The following is a 22221-nucleotide window of genomic DNA, read 5'->3' as shown; positions in this document are numbered from 1 at the left end:
GGGCGTGATCAGGAATACTGCATCACGCCATCGTCGATCCGGCCGAAGCGCAGAGAGACGATGTCGAGGGCGTAGTTCTGGTATAGCCGCCACGGCCGTTTCGAACCTTGCTTCGGCATTTTTGCGAGCGAGCGCTGGACATAGCCCGAGGTGAAATCGAGCGACGGCTGCGGGGTGACATCGGGATCAACGTTGTGAGGCATGCACTGGCGGAAATTGTGTCGGTCCATGTAGTTGATGAGCCGACAGACATATTCGCAGGTGAGATCGCACTTCAGCGTCCAGGACGCATTGGTGTAGCCGAAGGCGGAGACCATGTTGGGCACGTCGGCATACATCATGCCCTTGTAGGTCAGCGTGTTGGCGAAGTCGACGGCGCGGCCGTCGACGCTTACTTCGAGGCCGCCGACGACCTGGAGCACCAGCCCCGTCGCCGTGACGATGATGTCTGCCGCAAGCTCGCTGCCGTCCTTCAGGCGGATGCCGTCGCGCGTGAAGGTATCGATCTCATTGGTGACGACGGAGGCGCGCTGCTCACGGATTGCCTTGAACAAGTCTCCGTCGGGCACGAGGCACAACCGCTGGTCCCAGGGATTGTAGCGCGGCGTGAAATGCGTGGCGACATCGTAGTCGGGGCCGAGGGCGCTTCTCACGCCCCTGAGGATGAGGTCCTTCACCTTCGCAGGCCGGCGCCGGCTGAGCTGGAAGAAGAACATCCCCCACATCACGTTGCGCCAGCGGATTAGGTGATAAGCGAGCCGCGCCGGCAGATTGCGGCGCAGCTTGTTGGCGACAAGATCCTGCGCCGGACGCGACACCACATAGGTCGGCGAGCGCTGGAGCATGGTGACCTGCGCCGCCTTCTTGGCGAGCTCCGGCACCAGCGTCACCGCGGTCGCGCCCGAGCCGATCACGACGACGCGCTTGCCCGCATAGTCGATGTCCTCGGTCCATTTCTGCGGATGGACGATGCGGCCGGCGTAGTCTGCCGTGCCCTTGAACTCCGGGGTGTAGCCCGCCTCGTATTGGTAATAGCCTGAGCACATGAACAGAAAATTGCAGGTGAAGCGCACCAGTTCAGTTGCGCCCTCGCCTGTCGTGCGTTCGGCCTCGACGGTCCAGCGCGCCTCGCTCGTCGACCACGCCGCGCGTTTGACGCGATGGCGGAAACGGATGTGCCTGTCGATGCCGTTCTCGCTCGCGGTCTCGCGCACATAGTTCAGGATCTGCGGCCCGTCGGCGATGGCCTTCGGGTCGGTCCACGGCTTGAAGGAATAGCCGAGCGTGAACATGTCGCTGTCGGAGCGGATGCCGGGATAGCGGAACAGGTCCCAGGTGCCGCCGATGCAGTCGCGGCCCTCGAGGATGACGTAGCTCTTGGCCGGGCACTTCGTCTGCAAATGATAGCCCGCGCCGATGCCGGACAAGCCGGCACCGACGATGAGGACGTCAAAGTGTTCTTGTTGCATGGTTTCCTCCGCCACCGAGGATTGTCCGCCCGTCGCGGCCGGTCGTCAATTGGCAATCAGCCTGCAGCAACTGTAGAGCGAGTTGAATGCCATGCACCCAAACAACAAAGCCCCGGATCACTCCGGGGCTTTGCATTGAGGCTAGATCGATCGAATTGATCAGTAGCGGTAGTGATCGCTCTTGTACGGACCTTCCTGCTTCACGCCGATGTAGTCGGCCTGATCCTTGCGCAGCTCGGTGAGCTTGACGCCGATCTTGGCGAGGTGCAGGCGTGCGACCTTCTCGTCGAGGGTCTTGGGCAGCACGTAGACTTCCTTCTTGTACTTGCCGTCCTTGTTGTTGGCGAACAGCTCGATCTGCGCCAGCGTCTGGTTGGTGAAGGAGGCCGACATCACGAAGGACGGATGGCCCATCGCGTTGCCGAGGTTCACGAGGCGGCCTTCCGACAGCATGATGATGCGGTGCTTGTCCGGGAATTCGATCTCGTCGACCTGCGGCTTGATGTTGGTCCACTTCAGATTGCGGAGAGCCGCGATCTGGATCTCGTTGTCGAAGTGGCCGATGTTGCAGACGATGGCGCGATCCTTCATCGCACGCATGTGCTCGATGGTGATGATGTCCTTGTTGCCGGTGGCGGTGACGAAGATGTCGGCGCGGGGCGCGGCGTCTTCCATGGTCACGACCTCGTAGCCTTCCATCGCGGCCTGGAGCGCGCAGATCGGATCGACTTCGGAGACCATGACGCGGCAGCCGGCCTGGCGCAGCGAAGCGGCCGAGCCCTTGCCGACGTCGCCGAAGCCGGCGACCATCGCAACCTTGCCCGACAGCATCACGTCGGTGCCGCGGCGGATGCCGTCGACCAGCGATTCACGGCAGCCGTAGAGGTTGTCGAACTTCGACTTGGTGACGCTGTCGTTGACGTTGATGGCCGGCCACAGCAGCTTGCCGGCCTTCTGCATGTCGTAGAGACGATGAACGCCCGTGGTGGTCTCTTCGGAGACGCCCTTGATGCTCTCGGCGATCCCGGCGAAGTAGCCCTTCGGCTTCTCCTTGAGCTGCTTCTTCAGAAGCGCGAAGAAGACTTCCTCTTCCTCGGAGCCGGGCTTGTCGAGGAAGGCGGTGTCGCCGTTCTCGGCGCGCAGACCGAGATGGACGTACATGGTGGCGTCGCCGCCGTCATCGAGGATCATGTTCGGGTGACCGCCGCCGTGCCAGTCGAACAGCTTTGCGGTGTAGTCCCAGTACTCGGTCAGCGTCTCGCCCTTAACGGCGAAGACGGGAATGCCGGCGGCCGCGATCGCGGCAGCGGCGTGATCCTGCGTCGAGTAGATGTTGCAGGAGACCCAGCGGATGTCGGCGCCGAGCGCGGCCAGCGTCTCGATCAGCACGCCGGTCTGAATCGTCATGTGCAGCGAGCCGGCGATGCGCGCGCCCTTCAGCGGCTGCTTCGGGCCGTACTCCTCGCGGGTGGCCATCAGGCCGGGCATCTCGGTCTCGGCCAGCGAGAGTTCCTTGCGGCCGAAATCGGCCAGCGAAATGTCCTTGACGATGTAATCGGTGAAGCCGGGCTTCGCGTTCATTGGAGGTTCCTATTTGTTTGGCTCGTCATTCCGGGCGCTCGCGAGACGAGCGAAACCCGGAATCCTGAGGTTCGAGATTCCGGGTTCGCCACTGTCGCGGCGCCCCGGAATGACGCAAGAGAACTAGAGCGCGCGCTTGAGCGGCTCGACGAGATCGGTCTTCTCCCAGGAGAAGCCGCCCTCGTTGTCGGGCGTGCGGCCGAAATGGCCATAGGCCGAGGTGCGCGCGTAGATCGGCCGGTTGAGATCGAGATGGGTGCGGATGCCGCGCGGGGTGAGGTCCATCGCCTTGGCCGCGGCCTTCTCGAGCTGGTCCTCCGACACCTTACCGGTGCCGTGGGTGTCGATGTAGATCGACAGCGGACGCGCCACGCCGATGGCGTAAGCGAGCTGCAGCGTGCAGCGATCGGCGAGACCAGCGGCAACGATGTTCTTAGCGACGTAGCGCGCGGCGTAGGCCGCAGAACGGTCGACCTTGGTCGGATCCTTGCCGGAGAATGCGCCGCCGCCATGCGGGGCCGCGCCGCCATAGGTGTCGACGATGATCTTGCGGCCGGTCAGGCCGGAATCGCCGTCGGGGCCGCCGATGTAGAACTTGCCGGTCGGGTTGATGTGCCAGATCGTCTTCGGCGTGATCCAGTCCTTCGGCAGCGCCTCGCGCACATAGGGCTCGACGATGTCGCGGATCTGCTTGGACGAGATGTCCTCGACCAGGTGCTGGTGCGAGACCACGATCTCACGCACGCCGACCGGCTTGCCGTTCTCGTACTGGACAGTGACCTGGCTCTTGGAGTCGGGGCCGAGCACCTTCTCCCTGCCGGAGTGACGGGCTTCGGAGATGAGGCGGAGGATCTTGTGGGCGTAGAAGATCGGCGCCGGCATCAAATCGGGCGTCTCGTTGGTGGCGTAGCCGAACATGATGCCCTGATCGCCCGCGCCCTCTTCCTTCACCTCGCCAGGCTGCAGCGCATCGACGCCCTGGGCGATATCGGCCGACTGCGGATGCAGCAGGATCTCGATGTCGGCGGTCTTCCAGTGGAAGCCTTCCTGCTCGTAGCCGATGTCCTTGATCGCACCGCGGACGACGCTCTCGATCTGCTCGTTGGTCACCGACTTCGGACCGCGGGTCTCGCCGGCGATCACCACCTTGTTGGTGGTCGCCAGCGTCTCGCAGGCGGCACGGATCTGCCAGGGGTCGATGCCGGCCTTCGGCCCTTCGCGATAGAACAGGTCGACGATCTCGTCGGAGATCCGGTCACAGACCTTGTCTGGATGGCCTTCGGACACGGACTCGCTGGTGAAGAGATAGGACGCGCGCATCAGTAACCCCTTGTTCCGCCGCTAGCCGGCGGGCGTTTGCGATGTTTACTTTTGATGATGTCAATCACGCCGGCGCGAGATGACGTAGGATTCGTCGAGAAACCAGAGCCCATTGTACTTTCGCAGCACGTCCCTGGCGGCATCCAGAGTGCGGCCGTTTTGAGTCATTTCCGCCAATCGGTCGTCCTCAATCTGAGCGACATACACCGCCGCATTCCACGCTGCAAAGGCCGTCGAGGTTCCGATAGTGCCGGTGACCTCGTTGGGCAGCGCTTCCATATCATACCTGAAGATCGAACGGTTATCCGCGTATGCATTAAAATTTAAGTCGCGTCCCACCGATCCAAGTTCATACTTAACTGCCCGCAGTAGCTCATGGCGGCTGACCGAGAAAGGATTTTCTCCCGGCCAGATCGCCTGGATCATTTCCATGCCCGGATCCTGCCCATGGGAGTGGATTCCAATCAGCCTGCCGCCGGGCCGAAGCGCCCGCGCCAGCGGTGCGATGATCCGCTTGGCGCGGAAATTGACCGAGGACAGGGCCCGGTAGGGCTGGGATGCGATGACGAGGTCGAAATTGGCCTCGGTCTGACCCGGCCGAGGGATGGTCGAGTCGAGCAGGAACCTGTGGTCCTCGCGATAGAGCACGAGGACGACCGGCCGCTCGTAGAGCGGCATGGCCGTGCGCGGGCTGATCGCCGCGCGCCAGTTCTGCTCCAGAAACGGCCTCAGCTCTGCGATCTGCTGCTCGAACTCGCCCGATGACGCACCGCGGAGCGGCACCTCGTGCCAGACGGTCGCAGCCGCCGCCGCAGGCGATGCCGGGGTGAGCCAGGGCGCCTCCGCGTAGAACATGTTGGTGAAGACGAACACCGACGCCGGATGCTCGAAAATGCGGTCCGGCACCTTCTCCAGCGTCAGGCGCAGGTCCTCGAGGCTGAGCTCCTTGCCGGCGACATAGAACGGCATGTGCGGATAGCGCTGGTGCGTTGCGCGCAGCACTCGCGCCAGTACCGTGCCGTCACCGACCCCCGCGTCGAACAGACGCAGCGCCGGCGGGCGCGGATGGATGGAGGAAAGTTCCAGCGCAACCCGGTCCGCGATGACGCGCTTCTCGCTGCAGGTATGGACGAACAGCAGGTACTTCTGGCGGTTCTCGAAGAAGCGGAAATTGCCGCGCGGGTCGCGCTTTTCCGGCGGCACCTGAAGCCCGCGCGGCGGCGGCAGGCCGCCGGTCGTCGATGCAGCGATGTAGGCCTGGATCCGCTCCAGCGTATCGACGGTGATGCGCTTTCCCTCGCGCAGACGATGCACCAGCTTCCCATCGTTCACCGCCCGGCGGCCGAAGGTCGATTCCGCCATGTCCGCCTTGCGGCAGAACTCGGTGATCTGGCTCAGGATTTCGTCGTTTTTCATGAGTGGGAAAGCGGTGGGCAGAAGGATTGGGTCCCACGTCCTAGCAAATTCTGCCCACTAATGGAATAGCGGATTGATCCGGGGCCCGCCGTCTTTTGCCCGACGCGGCTCGCGGTCCGAAAGAGCTGACGTGGATGCCTTGGGGTGGTCTCTCGGCCAGGACAAGCAGGCGCCGCGGCCGTATTCATGCTGCCGGGCGAGGTCTATCTGTCGGTGACGGCGGGTTTGCGGAACGATGCAGCCCGCAGGTCGCTCCGCTCATGCGGGCTTCCGCTGCGCCACACACTTGGCTGTTGTCGCCCGGCTCGGCCGGGCGTCCAGTATTCCAGAGACAGCGAGAAGGTACGGAGGAGCCGCGGCGTACTGGATTCCCCGCTTTCGCGGGGAATGACAGTGAGTTGTGGTGAGGCCTCGTCGCTACGCACGCAACGAGCTCAGTTACCCCACACTTCCTTCGCGATCTCGACCGCGAGGCTGAGCTTGGCCCATTGCTCCTCTTCGGAGAGGATGTTGCCCTCTTCCGTCGAGGCAAAGCCGCATTGCGGCGAGAGCGCGAGCTGCTCGAGCGGCGCGAACTTGGCGGCTTCCTCCAAGCGGCGCTTGATGTCGTCCTTCTTCTCGAGCTCGCCGAACTTCGAGGTGATGACGCCGACCACGACGACCTTGTTGCCCTTGGGCAGGAAGCGCAGCGGCTCGAAGCCGCCGGCACGATCGCTGTCGTATTCGAGGAAGTAGCCGTCGTAATTGGTGCCGGCGAGCATGGTCTCGGCGACCGGCTCGTAGCCGCCCGAGGAGATCCAGGTCGAGCGGAAATTGCCGCGGCAGACATGCGTCGTCACCACCATGTCGGCGGGCTTCTCGGCCAGCGCGTAGTTGATGATGCGGGCATAGATCTGCTGAAGACCGTCCGGATTGTCGCCGCGCTCGCGCGCCTTCTGCAGTTCGTCCTGCGAGCAGAGATAGGCCCACACGGTGTCGTCGAACTGGAGATAACGACAACCGGCGTCGTAGAACGCCTTCACTGCCTTGCGATAGGTCTTGCCGAGATCCTCGTAGAAGGCGTCGAGATCGGGATAGACGTCCTTGGAGATCGACTTGCGGCCGCCGCGGAAGTGCAGCACGGCAGGCGACGGGATCGTCATCTTGGCGGTGACGTGGGCCTGGTCGGCGGACTTCTTCAGGAAGCGGAAGTGGTCGAGCATCGGGTGGTCGTCGGGGAAGTCGAGCTTGCCGATCACGCGCACCGCATCGTGCCGGGTCTGCACGCCCGTGAACTGGATGCCGGTGTCGGGGTGGAACAGCTCGCAGCCGGTGAGCTTGGCCAGGAAATCGAAATGCCACCAGGAGCGACGGAATTCGCCGTCGGTCGCGAGCTTGAGGCCGACCGAAGCCTGCTTATGCACGACCTTCTCGATCTCCATGTCCTCGATCTTGCGCAGATCGTCGGCGGAGATCTCGCCCTTCTCGAGACGGCTGCGGGCTTCCTTGATCTTAGTCGGACGCAGGAGACTGCCGACCTCGTCGGCGCGGAAGGGGGCTTTGGTTCGCTGCATGTCTTACTCCCTGGACATTTGGTTAGTGGGCCGCCGCCCCGGCGACGCCGAGATGGCGTTCCAGGACCGAGGGGTCGGCCTTGAGCGCGACGCTGGGGGCCTCGTGGACGATCGTTCCGCGCTCCAATATCACGACACGGTCGGCGAGCCCCAGAATCTTTTGGGCATTCTGCTCCACGATGATCGAGCAAATGCCGCCCGCCCGCGTGATGGTGCCGATGGCCTTGAGCAGTTCCTCGACGATGATGGGCGCAAGGCCCTCGGTCGGCTCGTCCAGCAGCAGCACTTTCGGATTGAGGGTCAGCGCGCGGCCGATCGCCAGCATCTGCTGCTCGCCGCCGGAAAGCTGGTTGCCGAAATTGCTCCGCCGCTCCTTCAGCCGCGGGAACATCTCGTAGACTTTCTCGACGGTCCAGGGACCGGGCTGTGCCACGGCAGTCATGTTCTCTTCCACCGTGAGCGAGCGGAAGATGTTGCGCTCCTGCGGCACCCAGCCGATGCCGGCGCGTGCGCGCTGATCGGGCCGTAGCGCGGTGACATCCGTGCCGGCGAGCGCGACCGAGCCCGAGAAGCGGCGGGTGACGCCGACGATGGAGTTGATCAGCGTGGTCTTGCCGGTGCCATTGCGGCCGAGCAGCGCCAGCACCTGCCCTTCGGCGAGGCGCAACGACACGTGGGGCAAGACGACCGCCTCGCCATAGCCGGCACGCAGTGAATCGATCGCGAGCAGGTCAGACATTGACCGCCTCCTCGCCGAGATAGACGGCCTTCACCTGCGGATCGCGCGCAACCTCTTCGGGCGGCCCTTCGGTGAGCAGCGCACCGGAGACCAGCACCGAGATGCGGTCGGCAAAGGAGAAGACGAGATCCATGTCGTGCTCGATCAAGAGCACGGTGACGTCGCGCGGCAGCGCACCGACCACGGCCAGAATGTCATGGCGCTCGCTCTCGGGCACGCCGGCCGCAGGCTCGTCCAGCAGCAGCACGCGCGGCTTGGCCGCGATCGCAACGGCGATTTCCAGCAGGCGCTGCTTGCCGTAAGGCAGCGTCACGGTCTGCTCGTTCATGACGTCGAGCAGGTGGAAGCGCGCGAGCACATCGGCGATCTCGCCGTTGACGTCGCCGCGCGTGCCCATCCGCCGCCACCAATCGCCACCATGGCCGAGGCGCTCGGACACGGCCAAGCCGATGGTCTCCAGCGGGGTCAGGTCGGGATAGAGCTGGTTGATCTGGAAGGTGCGCGACAGGCCGCGCAGCACGCGCTTGTGCACGGGCAGATCGGTGATGTCATGGCCTTCGAGCAGGATGCGGCCCGAGTTCGGCTTGAGCACGCCGGTGAGCTGGTTGATAACCGTGGTCTTGCCCGCGCCGTTCGGGCCGATCAGCGCGTGGCGGGCGCCCTGCTCGACCTTCAGGGACAGGTCGCGCGTGACGCGCAGCCCGCCGAACTGCTTTTCGAGATTTTGGGTTTCGAGCGCGATGGTCATGCCTCGCTCTCCGGCACGGCGACGACGGCCTTGCGCCCGGCAACCTGCCTGATGATCAGGTTCGGGAGATAGAGCACCCAGCGGTGCAGGCGCTGACGGCCGATCAGCACGATCAGCACCAGCACGAGGCCGATCCAGAACTGCCAATATTGCGGCGTGATGGTGGAGAACAATTCCTGGAGCATGCGGAACACCACCGCGCCCACCAGCCCGCCATAGAGATAGCCGGTGCCGCCGATGACCAGCACCAGCATCAGGTCGGCGGAGCGTTCGAAGGCGAACACGTCGAGCGAGGCGATCGCGGTGGTCTGGGTGAACAGCGCGCCGGCGATGCCGGCATAGAACGCCGCAAGCGTGTAGATCGCGATCAGGCGGCGGTTGACCGGGATGCCGATCGCAGCGGCGCGCAGCGGATTGTTCTTGATCGCGCGCAGCGACAGGCCGAACGGGGAATGCACGACGCGGCGGGCGAACAGGAACAGCAGGAACAGCACAGCCAGCGAGTAGAAGAACCCGGCCTTGCCGAACATGTCGAACGGGATCTCGCCGAAGATCGGCTGCATCTCGATGCCCTGCAGGCCGTCGGTGCCGCCGGTGATGTTGGAGAAGCGCTCGGCGAGCGCTTCCAGCAGCAGCGCGATGCCCAGCGTCACCATCAGCCGGGTGAGATCGACGCCGCGGATCACCAGGAAGCTGGTGGCAAAGCCGAGCACCATAGCGGCAAGGCCGGCGACGATCAGCGCCAGCACGGGCTCCTTGATGATGCCGTGCAAGGCAAGAAGGCCCGCAGCATAGGCGCCAACGCCGAAGAACGCGGCATGGCCGAGCGAGACGATGCCGGCATGACCGAGGATGAGATCGAGGGACATCGTGAACAGCGCCAGCCGCAGGATGTCGGTCATGATCAGATAGCGGGAGGGAAACAGGAAACCGCAGGCCAGCACGACCAGCCAGAAGGCGATTTCGCCCCAGTGCCAGCGGGCCTGGCGCTGGGCGTGATAGCCGACGTCGGAAGCAGCGCTCATCGGCGAACTCACCGCGCAGCCGTGCGGCCGAACAGGCCGTTCGGGCGCCAGATCAGGATCACGATCATCATGGTGTAGATCACGAAGGGTCCCATCTTCGGCACGTAATATTTTCCGGCGACGTCGCCGATGCCGAGCAGGAGGGAGGCCAGGAACGGCCCGGTAATCGAGGAGGAGCCGCCGACGGTGACCACGATCAGGAAGTAGATCATGAACTTCAGCGGGAAGTACGGGTCGAGGCCGAGGATCTCGGCGCTGAGCGCGCCGCCGAGGCCAGCGAGTCCGCAACCAAAGGCAAAGGTGAAGGCGAACACCTGCGGCACGTTGATGCCGAGGCCGCTGGCAGCGCGAGGATCATCGACCGCGGCGCGCAGGCGGCTGCCGAAGCGGGTTTTCGCCAGCACCAATTGGAGACCGATGGTGAGCAGGCCGCAGATCACGATGATCATCAACCGGTAGCGGCCGATGCCGACGCCGAACACGTCGAACTGACCCTGGAGCGCGGCCGGCAGATTGATGAAGACGCGCGAGGAGCCCTGGATGTAGTCGACGGCCGCGACCGACATGAACGTAAGACCAATGGTGAACAGAACCTGGTCGAGATGGCTGCGCGCATAGAGATGGCGGTAGAGCGTGCGTTCGAGCGCGATGCCGATCGCGGCCGCGGAGACGAAAGCGAGCGGCAGGGCGGCGAAGAACGGCCAGCCCATCCGATTGACAAGCACCATGCAGACGTAGCCGCCGGCCATCGCGAAGGCGCCATGGGCAAGATTGACGAAGTTCATCAGTCCGAGCGTGACCGCGAGCCCGCAGGCGAGCACGAACAGCAGCATGCCGTAGGCAACGCCATCGAACAAATTGGTGAGGATTGCGGTCATCGATCCTGCTTCCAATGATCGTCATGGCCGGGCTTCCCCGGCCATCCACGTTCTTGTCGGACATTCTTTTCTTGGCTTCCGCTTGGATGCCCGGTCAAGCCCGGGCATGACGGAGCAAGGAGCATGAGATCCCCGATGCGCGCTAAGCGCGCTCGGGGATGACGCGCTTTCGCGCGTCACTTCTTGGTCTTGCCGAGATCCTTGACGGCTTCGAAGGTCGCGAACTCGACATTGTAGAGCTCGCCGTCGACCTTCTCGACCTTGCGGATGTAGATGTTCTGCACGATGTCGCGGGTCTCGGGATCGATCGAGATCGGGCCGCGCGGGCTTTCCCACTTCTGTCCCTTCATGGCTTCGATCAGCTTGTCGCCGTTGGTGTCGCCACCCGTCTTCTTCAGCGCCTCGTAGATCAGGTGGATGCCATCATAGCCGCCAACAGCCATGAAGCCCGGACGGTTGCCGAAGGCCTTCTTGTAGGCGGCAACGAAATCCTTGTTCATCTGCGAGGGATGCGCCGCGGAGTAGAGATGCGCGGTGACGGTGCCGAGCACGGCGTCGCCCATGTTGTTGAGCAGGTCGTCGTCGGTGACGTCGCCAGGTCCGATCACCTTTATGCCGGCCTTGTCGAGGCCGCGCTCGGCATATTGCTTCATGAAGTTGCCGCCCTGACCGGCCGGCACGAACACGAAGATCGCATCGGGCTTGGCGTCCTTCATGCGCTGGAGGAACGGTGCGAAGTCGGGGTTCTGCAGCGGCACCTTGACCTCTTCGACCACCTCGCCACCGCCGGCGTTAAAGTGTTGCTTGAAGAAGTTGAGCGCGTCATTGCCTGGCGCGTAGTCGGAGGTCAGCGTCGCCACCTTTTTGATACCGTTCTTGACCGCCCAGTCGCCGATGATGGTCGAGGACTGCGCCAACGTGAAGCTGGTGCGCACGATGTAGGGCGAGCGCTCGGTGATGATGGAGGTGCCGGCCGCCATCACGACTTCCGGAATCTTGGCCTGCGTTGCGAGCGGCGCGGCCGCGAGCGCTGCGGGCGTCACGCCGAAGCCGGCGATGAAATTGACCTTGTCGTTGACGATCAGCTCCTGCGCAGCGGTCTTGGTCTTGTCCGGGATCGCGGCGTCGTCCTTGAGGATGATCTCGACCTTCTTGCCGGCGACGGTATCGCCCTTCTGCTGCATGTAGAGCTTGATCGCGTTCTCGATCTGCTTGCCGGTCGAGGCCTGGCCGCCGGTCATCGGCAGGATCAGGCCGATCTTGACGGCGTCCTGTGCGCTGGCAGCACTTGCCAAAAGGCTTGCTATGGCGACCGCCGCGGCGGCCAATGAAAGTTTGCTATGAACGAACATCAAACTGTCCCTCCCCTTAATTCCTGGGCTTGCGCCTCGAACCGAGTACCCGGTTCTTGCCTCTCTTCAGCTTGCAACTGGGCCATGTAACGCGCGGCCACATGGCGTCTTTCGTGCGCCTGTTGTCAATCGGACGTTCGGCGACCATTCGGCGCAAGCCGCGAGGTCCAACCGGAGCCGGCAGGGATATCAAGCCCGTGGCTTGTACCCTTGAGGCCCGCGGGCCGTCTAGGAGCGCCTGTCTTCGCCGGGGAGTGCGAAACTCCGTCTTTCTTTTGTAGAATTTGCGCACCGGCAAGTTGCAATGCAGCTAATTTTGGTAGCATGATACTACCTCGAATAAGTCAGTTTTACCTTGTTGAAGCCTAGTGTCGCTGGAAGACTGCCGGTCCCTCCGCGGCCTCAAACCGTTCCCATTATGCACATGCTCGTTCGTTCGCTGTCGATTGCCGTGTTCACCCTGCTGGCGCTGGGGCTCGCCGGTTGCAGCTCGGTCAACGAGCGGCTGTCGGCCGGCATGGGCGATACAATCCCGCATTGGGCCGGTGGCCTGCCGGCGGATGCGCCGCCGCGGCCGGGAACGGCGGAATACGATGTCTGGATGAAGGAGCGCCAACGCCTGCGCCAGATGCCTGCCGCCGACCGGCCGAAGGACGCGACTGAGCAGCCGACTGGCTCGACCTCCGCCCGCTAGGGGCGATATTGGCTCTACCCGCCCACCGCCGTCAGCGAGACACGGCGTGCACCGAGGGCGAACAGGCGCTTGTCGCCGCCTGCCGCATTCAGCTCGCGGCGCCGGAGCGGCGTGTAGCCGTCGAGTTGAAGGCGAACCCGTCTGATCGCAACTCCAGCAGACGCTCCGGCACGCGGCTTCGAGCACGACCGCATCCCCCACCGCGTTCGTTCGACCTCGATGGCGGCCCCGTTGCGATCGCCGTGATTGTCGTTGTCGGCAGAATCATATCGGGATTCTACGAGCAGCTTCACGGTCCTCAGTGCTACCATGGATTCGTCGAGGTATCATATTACAATCAGGCGCACCAATTGACCTATTGAAGCCCGATGTCCCCAGTTACCACAGATGCATCCGACGGCCTTCGCCGGTGAAGGCAACCTTGACCGGCCGCAAAGGCCCTGCTTGTAGAGCGGTCGAGAATTGAGCGTTATCGTGGACACACCAAAATCTGAACAGGCGAGCTGCCTCGTCATCGGCGGCAGCGGATTGATCGGCGGCTATATCGTCGCGCACCTCGTCAACCGTGGCCAACGCGTCATGGCGATGTCGCGATCTGCCCGCACCGCGGCCAACGTGCAATGGGTCAAGGCAGATCTCAGGCAGCCCGACTCGCTGAAACTTCCGCCGTTTGAAACCCTCTACTGCACGACCGACGCAATCCTGCTTGCCGAAGCGCTGCCCCTCCTCCTGTACCCGTCAGTCAAGCGCGCGGTGGTCTTCAGCTCGACCAGCGTATTGACCAAGCAGGACACCGAGGTCGCCGACGAGCGCGAGACGATCCGCAAACTGACGGATGCCGAGCAGACGATCGCCGCGGTCTGCGCAAAGCGCAGCGTGAACTGGACCATCCTGCGTCCGACGCTGATCTATGCCGAGGGACGCGACACCAACATCACGCCGCTGTCCCGGTTGATCCGGCGCTTCGGCTTCATGCCGATAGTCGGCGGCGCGCCCGGCCTGCGGCAGCCAGTCCATGCGGAAGATCTTGCAATCGGCGCCATCGCGGCGGCGGCGAGCGAAGCGGCCTGCAACAAGTTCTACGCGCTGCCAGGCGCAGAGACGTTGTCCTATCGCGAAATGGTGGGGCGCCTGTTCGACGGCATGCGCCGGCCGCGGCGGCTGGTCTCGGTCCCGCCCTGGCTCTGGCGTGTGATATTCGCCATGGCCAAGCCGCTTTTTCCAACCGCCAACGTCGCGATGGGTCTGCGCATGATGAAGGACATGACCTTCGATGCCACGCCGGCCGCTGAAGACTTTGGCTGGAAACCGCGCAGCTTCCGTCCGGTCTTCGATTGAAAAGCCTAAGGTGTGTTCAGGTCCGCAGGACCTGATCGACGCCAACACCCTGCCCGCGCATCGTGGCCCAGAGCAGCCCGAGATCGCCTGAAAAGCTCTGGCTGCGCACATAGCGGGCGTCGAGCTCGGCGAGACGATCCGCATTCGACATGTCAACGCCTCTGACCTGGGCAAGCCCGGTGATGCCCGGGCGCACGTCGAGCACACCAAGCCGCCGACGCGCCTCAACGAGCTCGCGTTGGGACGGCAGGCAGGGACGCGGACCGACCAAGCTCATGTCTCCCGACAGCACATTGAAGATCTGAGGCAGTTCGTCGATCTTGAAGCGACGCAGATAGTCGCCGAGCGGCGTCACGGCCGATGCCGCGACCTGGTGGGTCGGAACGTCACCCGTACCGGTGAACATCGTGCGAAACTTGTAGCAGGTGAATTCGCGTCCGTTCTTGCCGACGCGAACCTGCCGGAAGATCGCCGGCCCCCGGCTTTCAAGCCGGATCGCCGCAGCGACAATCAGGAACACAGGCCAGAGCAGAAGAAGCAGCAACAAGCAGGCCGAAAAATCGAGCAAACGCTTCATCTGGACGGATCCTGCGACGACGACAGGGTCGCCTTCATCATGGCACGCAGACCATCGCGCGTCTGCACGCGAGGGCTCCAGCCTATACTCTGAAGATCGGTGGAACTCGCAATTAGATCACGCCCGATGCGGTCCCAAAGCGACTGGCGGCCGGCGACGATGACGACCGCCCGCACGGCAATCGGCGGCACCGGAAAGAGATTGCGTGGCCGCCCAGCAGCTTCGCGCAGCGTTCCGATCATTTCGGCGAGCGTGATCGGCTCCGGATCACAGACAATGAAGGTTCGGTTGATGGTTTGCGGATTGCCGAGACAGAACGTCACCGCCTGCACCAGGTTGTCGATCGACAACAGCGAGCGGCGGTTACTGAAAGCGCCGAAGGGAAGCGGCAGCGGCAGATTGGCGATGCGCATCATCATTGCGATGTTGGCTCGGGCTCCCGGTCCATAAACGATCACAGGCCGCAGTATCGTGAACGGCACGCCCGAGCCGCGGATCTCTTCTTCCGCCGCGAGCTTGGCCCGGTCATAGGCCGTGATCGGCGACGGCACGTCCTTCTCGGTCACGACGTGGTCGGCGGCCGAGCCGGCCTGGGCCCCGATCGACGACATGAAGATAATGCGCTTGATGCCTTGCCGCGCACAGGCCTCCACCAGCCGCGCGGTCGCCACGCGGTTGGCCCTCTCGTACTGGCCGCTGTCGATGTGACTGCGATGGGCAATAGCGGCGAGATGAATGACGACGTCAACGCCGTTCAGGAACGAATCCCAATCGACCTCACGTTCGAGGTCATGCAATTCCATCCATTCGACATTTGGGACATCGGCCACGCGGGTTCGTTTGCGGGATACCGCTCGAACGGCGTGCCCCGCCGCTGCCAGGGCGGAAGACAAGGCCGACCCGATAAAGCCGGAAGAGCCCGTCACCAATATCCGCAATGAAATCCCCTTATGCGCCCCTTTAGCGGTCAGTCCAGAAAAGTGCAGCTGTGGCCGCGAGTTCCATTGGCACGCGAATCTGTCTCTGTCCCTAACGTCGATTATCCTCCATTGGCAGCCGACGCTCCAGCGACGGAAGCCACGATCTGCTGAACTGCGGCCGACGGCGAGAACATCGATCGGCCCAATTCGCGGCCCCGCTCTGACATGGTGTGCCGCAGAGTTTCATCATCCGCAAGTTGTTCGGCCATCTTTTTTAGGTCTTCGACAGAGTTCCCGGTATAGACGCACCCTACCCGCTCAGCCTCGATCAAGCGCTGCAGGTCAGTGTCCGGATTTACACGCGCGAGCACCGGAACGCCATACTGCATGTATGAGACAAACTTTCCGGGAATATTGTGTGTCTTGTGATCCGGGTGGAGTGCGACCAGGCCTACGTGAGATTGTGCCAAAAGGCCCGGAATTTCAGTAGAATCGATCTCTCCAAAGAACATCGCATTGCGAAGGTCTCGTGACGTCTTTTCGGCCTGGAGCCGGGCAAATTCGGTACCTCGGCCGACGAACAGGAACCCGATATCCTCGCGATCCCGCAGGCTGTGGATCAGTTCGATGAAGATGTCCATGCCTTGGGCCACCCCCATATTACCGATGTAGACGAATATCTTGCGGCCGGCGAGCGGGGTGTTCTTGACCACGATTTTGCAGCCGACGTCAGGCGTCACCGCCAGCCAGTTGCGCAGCACCTCAATCCGCCGCTGCGGACGCGCCCACTTCTCGAGATAGCGCAGGTTGGACTCGGTCTGCACCCCGATGACTTCGGCCACGTGATACTGAAAGGCGGCGATGGCCTTGAAGAGGAGATAGACCGGCCCGCGCCGGATCAATCCAAGATCGACCGCCCATTCGGGAAAGATGTCGCGCAGGATCAGATAGGTCCTTGCCTTCGACTTACGCTGCATCTTCGCGATCAACGGGCCGAAGAAAATGGGCGGCGAGTACCAGACAAGAAGGTCCCAGTTTGCGGACGCAAAGGGGCTGCGCCGAACCTTGAGGTACATCGCAAACGGCAGCCACATCTCGGCGAGAGCGCGCCAGACGAACGAGGATGAACGCGTCGGCGGCGCGGCAACGCGCAACACCTCGACCCCATCGAGCTGCTCGACCTCCCACGGCTTGTCCGGCAGTGACGACGGAATGATGACGACAGGCCGATGGCCCTCTGCGGCAAACTCGCGCGAAAGATCCCGCAACTGCACCGCCGCGGACGTCCGCAACGGCGGATAGTCAGTCGAGATCAGCGCAATGAGCAGGCCGCGGTTCATGTGAAGGGCTTCAACAGGGTCGGCGGCGGCGGCGAACCGCCGCTCGCCGCGAGGCTCAGAAGAAGTTCGTGATCTTGGTGCGGATCGCATTCACGACCACGGACGAGGGCGAATAATCCTCCTCGAACTCGTAGCGTGCACTCCAGGGCAGGCTGACCGCCAGCGTGACGGCCTCGACGATATTCTCGGCCTCCATGCCGGAGACGATGGTCGCGCCGCTCTCCAGCGTTTCCATGCGTTCGGTCGCCATGCGAAGGTTGACGTTGGGGACCTTGTAGAACAGCCCCTCCTCGGCCGCAGTGCCGGAGTCGGAGAGCACCACGTAGGACTGCTTCAGCAGCTGGTTGAAATCGTAGAAGCCGAGCGGCGCCATGATCCGGATGTTCGGCGGCACGTCGATGTTCTTCAGTTTGCTGGTCGTGCGCGGATGCATCGGGAAGATGATCTCGCGCTTGAGCCGCTGGTTGAGAACGCCGAGCGCCTTGAAGATATTGGCGAGATTCTGCGGATCGTCGACGTTCTCGCTCCGGTGCGCCGTTACCAGGATGTAGCTCTTCGGTTCGAGGCCCAGGCGCTCGAGGATGTCGCTCTTCTCGATCTCCGGCATGAAGGCCCGCATCGCCTCGAAGGTCGTATTGCCGGTCACGATGATCTTCGAGGGGTGGATGCCCTCACGCAGCAGGTTTTCGCGATGATAGTGGTTATAGGGCAGCAGAATGTTGCTGATGTGATCGATCAGGATTCGGTTGCGCTGTTCGGGCATGCGGCGGTCCCACGCGCGTAGCCCGGCCTCCATGTGGAAGATCTTGATGCCGCGGTGCGACGCAGGCAGCACGCTCAGGCCGCTATAGGTGTCACCGAGAATCAGCAGCGCATCGGGCTTCACCTTCTCCATCAACGCGTCGGACTTCTTGATCACGTCCGCGACTTCGGGGCCGTACCCCGAGGTGTCGATGTCCAACTCGTAGTCGGGCTTGCGGAGCTTGAGATCCTTGAAGAAGAATTCGCGCAGCTCAGGCGTGAAATTCTGGCCTGTGTGGACCATCACGTGATCGAAGTTGTAGTCGTCGAGCTTCTTCAGCGTCGACCACATCTTGATCATTTCCGGCCGCGTACCGAAAATCGACATCACCTTCATTTGCGTGTTCCGTATGGCATTCGTTGAACCGGTGCTTGAGACGAGACCTTAGGCCTCGGAATCCGGAAAGATCGAGACCTTGGGAAGCGGCAGAATCATACGGCCACCCTTCTCCAGATAGGCCGCATTCCGCTTCCTGATTTCGTCGAAGAAACTCCAGGCAAAAACCAGCAGATAGTCCGGCGGATTGTCGCTGCCGAGAATTGCGCTCGGATGAATCTGGAAATGCGATTTCGGCGTGTAGAATCCTGCCTTGGCCGGCGCATCGTCGATCATGTAGTCGAGGTGGTCGTGATTGATGCCACACCACTGGATCATGGTGTTGGCGCGACCAGACGCGCCGTAGCCGGCAATGCGCTTTCCGTCGGCGCGCAGCCGATTCAACAGCGCGACCAATTCATCGCGATGGGCGGCGACCGTGGCGGAGAATGCCTGGAACGTCTCGAAACGATCGAAGCCTCGCGCGCGCTCTTCCGCCCCCAGCCCCTTGACGGCGGGTGAAACGGAGGCGCTGTGCTTGCTGCCCTTCTTGCACGTGTAGAAGCGGATCGAGCCGGCATGGATCGGGATCGGCTTGATGTCGAACACCATCATGTCGTAGCGGGCAAGATGATTCATCACAGAGAGCAGCGAGTAGTAGTAGAGGTGCTCGTGATAGACCATGTCGTATTGCAGTTCGTCGATCACCTTGCCGAGGTAGTGCACCTCGAAGGCGAACACGCCGTCCGGACCGAGCGCCGCCGCCACGGCGCGGGTGGTCCCCTGGATGTCAGGAATATGCGCATAGACGTTGTTGGCCATGATCAAGTCGACGCCGCCGTGCTCGGCAACGACGGCTCGCGCCACGTCCTCGGTGAAATAGTCGTTGACCACCTTGATGCGCGAATCGTTGATCGTCGCGACCACGTTCGAGGCCGGATCGACGCCGATTACGGTACGGATGCCCTGGTCGGCAAGCGGCCGCAGCAGCACGCCGTCATTGCAGCCGAATTCGAGAACCGTCGCCTTGGCGGGATCGAGGAAGCGCCTGGTGACCTCGCCGGCGTAGTCGCGGAAATGATTGCGTAGCGTTCCGATCGAGGACGAGAAATAGAAGTAGTCCTTGAACATCACGTCAGCCGGCACCTTGTCGGTCACCTGCACCGCGTAGCAGTCCTTGCAGAAATGCAGGCGCATCGGGAAGGTCCGCTCGGTCGCGAACTGCTCGGGCTTGAGGAATCCGCCTGCGAGGCCGACCCTGCCGAAGTCCATCACCAGTCCGAGCCGCTTGCTGTCGCAGAACGCACAGCAAGGTTGACCGGAATCACCCGGTTCCATCACGAGAGTCCTCTATTCCTTGCATTCAACAGCTGATCCATCCACAACCGCCGGTAACGGAGGTGCGGGGTAGCATATTCATCCCATCAGGTCGATGGCACTGCGAAACTAGATCTCGGCAATATCCCCGTCCGCTCCCCGCAAATGCCGCTGGATGAAATCCAGCTTGAGGAGCAACGTCTTGACGCCCTCGACAGTCAGGCGCTCGGTATTGTGCGACGTATAATCGTCGAGGGCAGAAATCTCTCTCTGTCCGTCGGTAAAATACATCGCATAGTTGAGATCGCGATTGTCGGCGGGAATCCGATAGTACCGGTCCATATCGTGGACGCGCGCCATCTCCTCGCGCGAGACGAGCGATTCGTACAACTTCTCGCCATGCCGCGTACCGACGACCTGCACCGGATTGTCGGCGTTGAATATCTCCTTGAGCGCCTGAACGAGATCGCCGATCGTTGCCGCCGGCGCCTTCTGCACGAAGATGTCGCCCTGCTGACCGTTTTGATAGGCGTGCAGCACGAGATCGACCGAATCGTCGAGCGACATCAGGAAGCGCGTCATGTTCGGATCCGTCACCGTCAGCGCCTTGCCGGCCTTGATCTGCTGGACGAACAACGGGATCACCGAGCCACGCGACACCATGACGTTGCCGTAGCGGGTCGCGCACAATAGCGTCTCCGTCGGCGACTGCTGGCGCGCCTTCGCGACCATCACCTTCTCCATCAACGCCTTGGTCTGGCCCATGGCGTTGATCGGATAGACGGCCTTGTCGGTGGAAAGCACGACCACCTTCTCGACATTGTTGGCAATCGCGGCACTCATGACATTCTCGGTGCCGAGGATGTTGGTGCGAACGGCCTCGAGCGGATAGAATTCGCAGGACGGCACCTGCTTCAACGCAGCAGCATGAAAAACGTAATGGGCGCCTTTCAGCGCCTGATGGATCGAGTCGTAGGCACGCACGTCGCCGATATAGAACTTCAGCCTGGCATTGTTGAACGTCGCGCGCATCTCCTCCTGCTTCTTCTCGTCGCGGCTGAAGATGCGGATCTCGGCGACGTCGGTCGACAAGAAGCCCCTGAGGATGTGCTGGCCAAACGAACCCGTTCCACCCGTGATGACGACAACCTTATCCGTGAACATCGTGTCCTACCGAAGCGAATTTATCGCGATACATTGCATCGATCAGCACGGGCCATTCCGGCGCCGTGTAACCGGTCGCCCGCCCGAAACGGTCGGCCACCAGGGAGCGGTCGGGCGCCGTCCGGTCGTCCGCGATCAATTTGATCCTTTTGCCGTAACGCTCGGCAACCAGCAATAGCAGATCGAACTTCGAGATCGGCCTGGTCGCGACGTGATAGATTCCGCAGAGGTCCCGTCGCGGGATCACGACATCCCTTATCATATCCGCCAGCACGATCGTCGGAAAGCCGGAGAAGATAGCCCGCGTGAAACAACGGCACTCCTCCTGCTGCGACAGGAACCATTCCAGGAGGCCGGTTCCACCCTGCAGCTCGTGCCCGATGATCGACGTGCGCAACGTAACGGCGTGCGGCGCATCAACCTCGCCGAGGAATTTCGACGTGCCGTAGAGATCATCCGCATCGGGGACGTCGTCTTCGGTGTAGGCGCCGCGGCGCCCGGAAAACACGCCGTCTGAGCTGATCTGAATGAGACGCACCCCGTGGCGCCTGCAAAGCTGCGACAGACGCTGCGGCAACGCCGCATAGACTGCGACTGACCGCATCGGGTCGGTAGGCGCGGGCCGGCCGACGGCGATGCAATTGACGACGACGTCCGGTCGAACAGCCTCGAGCAACTCGGCCTGCTGCGCAGGGTCCTCGATGTTGCCGACGACAGTCAGGCGGCCAGCGGTCGCGCGGTCGAACAGCTTCCGTGCGGCCTCCTGGCGAACGGTCCCGGTCACCTCGATGTCCGTCATCTTCGACAGGCTGCGGAAGACAGCGTTGCCAAGCAGGCCGGTGGCGCCCAGCACGAGCACCTTCACGGGATGCTCTTTCGCTGCGCGCGCATCACGCAACCTGCACCAGGCTCTGGAGCAGCTGATCGCGCTCCTTGACCGTCGGATAGTTCACCAGCACCGCGCGGTAGACGCCCTTGAAGACGAACAGGCTGCCGGCTGCGACGCCGATGACACCGAAATTGCGAATCAGCTCCTCGATATGCGCAAGCGAGCCGGCGCCGCCCAGAATGGTGACCGGCACCTTCGACGCCGCATTGATCTGCCGCGCGAGCTCGAGATCATAGCCCTTCATCTGGCCGTCCTTCTCGATCGCGTTCACCACGATCTCGCCGGCTCCGAACTTCTCGGCCTCCGCCGCGACGTCCAGCATGGTGCGGCCGGTGTTGACCTTGCCGTTGTGCGTGAAGGCCTCGTAGACATTGCTGCGCGGACGCGGCTTGACGTCGAGGACGACGACGACGCTCTGGCTCCCGACCGCTTCCGCAGCGTCTGCGATCAGGCGCGGATTGGCGACCGCGGCAGAGCTGATCGCAACCTTCTCGACACCGAGCCCGATGATGGTCTTGACCTGCTCGACCGTCTTCACGCCGCCACCGTAACAGAGCGGCATGCGCGATTCGACGGCGAGGTTTTCCAGCATGCGGTAGTCAGGCTCGTGCCCGCGCACGGTCGCGTCGATATCGTAGACCGCGAGCTCGTCGACGGCCTTCTCGTTGAAGATGCGGACGACATTGATGGGATCGCCGACATATTTCGGACTGGAGAATCCGACCGTCTTGACGAGGCCCTTGTCCTGAACGAGCAGACTGGGAATGATCCGGGGACGCAGCAC

General features: G+C 62.8%; 20 protein-coding genes. 2 read left to right on the top strand and 18 right to left on the bottom strand.

Annotation, left to right across the window (positions count from 1 at the left end):
- Positions 1–8: 8 nt before the first annotated feature.
- The 10 genes from SE91_RS08810 to SE91_RS08765 form a co-directional block, all read right to left on the bottom strand.
- A complete protein-coding gene (locus SE91_RS08810) occupies positions 9–1469 on the bottom strand; it encodes a flavin-containing monooxygenase (protein ID WP_061851052.1) in 1461 nt (486 codons plus the stop codon).
- Positions 1470–1628: 159 nt separating this feature from the next.
- Positions 1629–3050 (bottom strand): adenosylhomocysteinase, encoded by a 1422-nt coding sequence (gene ahcY, locus SE91_RS08805; RefSeq protein WP_061847319.1) that lies wholly within the window; start codon positions 3048–3050, stop codon positions 1629–1631.
- 123 nt (positions 3051–3173) lie between these two features.
- Positions 3174–4370 (bottom strand): methionine adenosyltransferase, encoded by a 1197-nt coding sequence (gene metK, locus SE91_RS08800; RefSeq protein WP_008555120.1) that lies wholly within the window; start codon positions 4368–4370, stop codon positions 3174–3176.
- A 60-nt stretch (positions 4371–4430) separates the two neighbouring features.
- Complete coding sequence (locus SE91_RS08795; RefSeq protein ID WP_060736597.1) at positions 4431–5786, bottom strand: hypothetical protein; 1356 nt, start codon at positions 5784–5786, stop codon at positions 4431–4433.
- 434 nt (positions 5787–6220) lie between these two features.
- Positions 6221–7339, bottom strand: a complete 1119-nt coding sequence (locus SE91_RS08790) for a cobalamin-independent methionine synthase II family protein (protein ID WP_060736598.1) — start codon at positions 7337–7339, stop codon at positions 6221–6223.
- Positions 7340–7361: 22 nt separating this feature from the next.
- A complete protein-coding gene (locus SE91_RS08785; RefSeq protein ID WP_061847318.1) occupies positions 7362–8078 on the bottom strand; it encodes an ABC transporter ATP-binding protein in 717 nt (238 codons plus the stop codon).
- Positions 8071–8826, bottom strand: coding sequence for an ABC transporter ATP-binding protein (locus tag SE91_RS08780; protein WP_061847317.1), 756 nt, complete (start codon positions 8824–8826; stop codon positions 8071–8073). Before SE91_RS08780 ends, SE91_RS08785 begins: the two co-directional genes overlap by 8 nt.
- Positions 8823–9851 (bottom strand): branched-chain amino acid ABC transporter permease, encoded by a 1029-nt coding sequence (locus SE91_RS08775; RefSeq protein ID WP_061847316.1) that lies wholly within the window; start codon positions 9849–9851, stop codon positions 8823–8825. Before SE91_RS08775 ends, SE91_RS08780 begins: the two co-directional genes overlap by 4 nt.
- Before the next feature lie 8 nt (positions 9852–9859).
- Positions 9860–10729, bottom strand: a complete 870-nt coding sequence (locus SE91_RS08770) for a branched-chain amino acid ABC transporter permease (protein ID WP_061847315.1) — start codon at positions 10727–10729, stop codon at positions 9860–9862.
- A gap of 176 nt (positions 10730–10905) precedes the next feature.
- Positions 10906–12081 carry an ABC transporter substrate-binding protein gene (locus SE91_RS08765; RefSeq protein WP_061847314.1) on the bottom strand — a complete coding sequence of 392 codons (1176 nt, stop codon included), beginning with the start codon at positions 12079–12081 and terminating at the stop codon, positions 10906–10908.
- 424 nt (positions 12082–12505) lie between these two features.
- Between SE91_RS08765 and SE91_RS08760 the strand changes: the two genes are divergently transcribed.
- Positions 12506–12775 carry a hypothetical protein gene (locus SE91_RS08760; RefSeq protein ID WP_061851051.1) on the top strand — a complete coding sequence of 90 codons (270 nt, stop codon included), beginning with the start codon at positions 12506–12508 and terminating at the stop codon, positions 12773–12775.
- Between the two features lie 474 nt (positions 12776–13249).
- On the top strand, positions 13250–14113 hold the full coding sequence (locus SE91_RS08750; RefSeq protein WP_061847312.1) for an NAD-dependent epimerase/dehydratase family protein: 864 nt from the start codon (positions 13250–13252) through the stop codon (positions 14111–14113).
- Between the two features lie 16 nt (positions 14114–14129).
- Here the strand turns inward: SE91_RS08750 and SE91_RS08745 are convergent, their stop codons facing one another.
- The 8 genes from SE91_RS08745 to SE91_RS08710 form a co-directional block, all read right to left on the bottom strand.
- On the bottom strand, positions 14130–14690 hold the full coding sequence (locus SE91_RS08745; protein ID WP_061847311.1) for a sugar transferase: 561 nt from the start codon (positions 14688–14690) through the stop codon (positions 14130–14132).
- Positions 14687–15628, bottom strand: coding sequence for an NAD-dependent epimerase/dehydratase family protein (locus SE91_RS08740; RefSeq protein ID WP_197489446.1), 942 nt, complete (start codon positions 15626–15628; stop codon positions 14687–14689). Before SE91_RS08740 ends, SE91_RS08745 begins: the two co-directional genes overlap by 4 nt.
- Positions 15629–15729: 101 nt before the next feature.
- Positions 15730–16950, bottom strand: a complete 1221-nt coding sequence (locus SE91_RS08735; RefSeq protein WP_245318405.1) for a glycosyltransferase family 4 protein — start codon at positions 16948–16950, stop codon at positions 15730–15732.
- Positions 16951–17005: 55 nt separating this feature from the next.
- Positions 17006–18088, bottom strand: coding sequence for a non-hydrolyzing UDP-N-acetylglucosamine 2-epimerase (gene wecB, locus SE91_RS08730; protein WP_061847309.1), 1083 nt, complete (start codon positions 18086–18088; stop codon positions 17006–17008).
- A gap of 48 nt (positions 18089–18136) precedes the next feature.
- A complete protein-coding gene (locus SE91_RS08725; RefSeq protein ID WP_061847308.1) occupies positions 18137–19405 on the bottom strand; it encodes a class I SAM-dependent methyltransferase in 1269 nt (422 codons plus the stop codon).
- 108 nt (positions 19406–19513) lie between these two features.
- Positions 19514–20548, bottom strand: coding sequence for a polysaccharide biosynthesis protein (locus tag SE91_RS08720; RefSeq protein ID WP_061847307.1), 1035 nt, complete (start codon positions 20546–20548; stop codon positions 19514–19516).
- Positions 20535–21413, bottom strand: coding sequence for a dTDP-4-dehydrorhamnose reductase family protein (locus SE91_RS08715; protein WP_061847306.1), 879 nt, complete (start codon positions 21411–21413; stop codon positions 20535–20537). The genes SE91_RS08720 and SE91_RS08715 overlap by 14 nt, the downstream gene beginning before the upstream one ends.
- A 25-nt stretch (positions 21414–21438) precedes the next feature.
- Positions 21439–22221: an AglZ/HisF2 family acetamidino modification protein gene (locus SE91_RS08710; protein WP_061847305.1), complete on the bottom strand. Its 783-nt coding sequence runs from the start codon at positions 22219–22221 to the stop codon at positions 21439–21441.

Source organism: Bradyrhizobium sp. DOA1 (assembly GCF_001593325.1).
Lineage (GTDB): Bacteria > Pseudomonadota > Alphaproteobacteria > Rhizobiales > Xanthobacteraceae > Bradyrhizobium.
This window is presented reverse-complemented; position numbering and strand designations above follow the sequence as displayed.